This is a genomic window from Hyphomonas sp. (assembly GCF_040882205.1).
In the GTDB taxonomy this organism is placed as follows: Bacteria; Pseudomonadota; Alphaproteobacteria; order Caulobacterales; family Hyphomonadaceae; genus Hyphomonas.
The window spans coordinates 9638-11417 of sequence record NZ_JBBEBT010000335.1 but is presented as its reverse complement, the minus strand read 5'-3'; the positions used below and the strand labels follow the sequence as shown (position 1 = coordinate 11417).

2 protein-coding genes are annotated in these 1780 nt (G+C 63.6%); one reads left to right on the top strand and one right to left on the bottom strand.

What is annotated here, in order from left to right; translation table 11 throughout:
- The coding region (locus WEA77_RS14670) for an ATP-dependent helicase (protein ID WP_368068620.1) at window positions 1–1437 on the bottom strand (1437 nt) is incomplete at its 3' end.
- A gap of 99 nt (window positions 1438–1536) precedes the next feature.
- Here WEA77_RS14670 and WEA77_RS14665 point away from each other — a divergent pair.
- On the top strand, window positions 1537–1780 hold a 244-nt coding region (locus WEA77_RS14665; protein ID WP_368068619.1), incomplete at its 3' end, for a DUF4287 domain-containing protein.

Genomic DNA, 1780 nt, shown 5'->3' with positions numbered 1-1780 from the left:
CGTCTGCAGCACCATCGGCGTCAGCGTATAGAGGCTGCGCCCATCCGCCCGCGCATAGGATTGCAGCTTGGCGAGGGTCGTGTCCCCGACGCCGCGTTTTGGCTCGTTGACCACGCGCTCGAAGGCAAGGTCATCATCCGGCGAGCGCACCAGCCTGAGATAAGCCATTGCATCGCGGATTTCGGCGCGCTCGAAGAAGCGCGGCCCGCCGATCACGCGGTAAGGAATCCCCAGCAGGATGAACCGCTCCTCGAAGGCGCGCATCTGCCAGGAGGCGCGTACCAGCACGGCGCACTGGTCGTGGCGCCCGCCGCCGCGCACCCAGCTTTCGATATCGTCGGCAATCAGGCGGCTTTCCGCCTCCCCGTCCCAGAGGCCGCGCACCTTGACCTTCGGCGCATCGGTATCGTCCGCCGCCGCGCTGTCATCGCCCACGAACAGCGTCTTGCCGAGCCGTCCCTTGTTATGCGCAATCACCGAGGAAGCGGCCGCAAGTATATGTTTTGTAGAGCGATAATTGCGCTCCAGCCGCACCACCCTGGCGCCCGGAAAGTCCTTGTCGAAGCGCAGGATGTTATCCACTTCCGCGCCCCGCCAGCCATAGATCGACTGGTCGTCATCGCCGACGCAGCAAATATTCCTGGAGCCCTGCGCAAGCAGGCGAAGCCAAAGATACTGCGCGACGTTGGTGTCCTGATACTCGTCGACGAGGATGTAACGGAACTTCGCGTGGAAATCCCGGAGCAGGTCCGGATTCTGCTGGAAGATCATGATATTGTGGATCAGAAGGTCGCCGAAATCGCAGGCATTCAGCACTTTCAGCCGCGCCTGATAGATACGGTAGCACTCGATGCCCTTGCCATTGCCGAAATGGCCCGCCTCTTCTCCCGGCACCTTGTCCGGCGTCAGCGCGCGGTTCTTCCACCCATCGATCAGCCCGGCGAGGTTGCGCGGTGTCCAGCGTTTGGGGTCGAGGTTCTCCGCCTGCACGATCTGCTTGCACAGGCGTACCTGGTCATCGGTGTCGAGGATCGTGAACGAGGATTTCAGCCCCACGAGTTCGGCATGCTGGCGCAGGATCTGCGCCGAGATCGAGTGGAACGTGCCAAGCCAGCGCAGCCCTTCGCCCGCTTCGCCCAGCAGGTGCAGCGCCCGCTCGCGCATTTCCCGAGCGGCCTTGTTCGTGAAGGTCACCGTCAGCGTCTGCGACGGATAAGCGAGCCGCGTCGCCACAATATGCGCCAGCCGCGCCGTCAGAACCCGCGTCTTGCCGGTGCCCGCGCCCGCCAGCACCAGCAGCGGCCCCTCGGTATGCAGCACGGCCTCGCGCTGCTCGGGGTTCAGCCCCTTCAGGTAAGGCGCCCCCTCCACCGCCGGCTGGGGCGGGCGCGCGGACGCCATCTGGCTGATCGGGAGGCGATTCGGATTGGAACTCATGGTGAACGTATAGCAGCCACCTTCAGGCCGCGTTACCCCCCTCCTGCTTGGAACCGGGTCGCGTCAGGCTTACAATGCCGCAACGACAGGGAGGACACGATGACCGAAAAATCCGGTCCCATGGATACCATGAAGGCAAACCTGCTGAAGAATACCGGCAAGTCGGTTGATCAGTGGGCCGACCTTGTCCGCAAGGGCGCGTTGACCATGCATGGCGAGCAGATGACCCTTCTGAAAGAGACCTATAGCCTCGGCCATGGCTATGCCAACCTGATCTGCCACACCGCAAAGGGTGCGCTGGATACGCCCGAGGACGATCTCCTCGCCGGCCAGTACGCCGGCC